Source organism: Flavobacterium hydrophilum, assembly GCF_003202405.1.
Classification (GTDB): Bacteria; Bacteroidota; Bacteroidia; order Flavobacteriales; family Flavobacteriaceae; genus Flavobacterium; species Flavobacterium hydrophilum.
This window is the reverse complement of record NZ_QJHL01000026.1, coordinates 1-258: the sequence shown is the minus strand read 5'-3', so window position 1 is coordinate 258 and position 258 is coordinate 1. Positions and strand designations below refer to the sequence as shown.

General features: G+C 42.2%; 1 protein-coding gene. It reads left to right on the top strand.

Features of this window, described 5'->3' with window-relative positions; all coding sequences use genetic code 11:
* On the top strand, positions 1-258 hold a 258-nt coding region (locus DMB68_RS23490; RefSeq protein WP_165830200.1), incomplete at both ends, for a hypothetical protein.

Genomic DNA, 258 nt, shown 5'->3' with positions numbered 1-258 from the left:
CTACTTATAGCGGCGTTAACACTTTAGTTGTAAGCGATAACGGCACAGACCAGATTATTGCTTATTCTGTTAAGGATGCCAATGGCTGTATTGTTAACGGAAGCACTACAGTAAACAGATATTTACCGTTGACGGATATTGCTTTTGCTGTGACCACAGCACCTGTTTGTCCGAGCAATGTTGCCGATATTACTTTGACAGTATCTGGCGGATATGTGCCTATGGCTAAATACGAGATCATTTCTCCAATCACGGTTG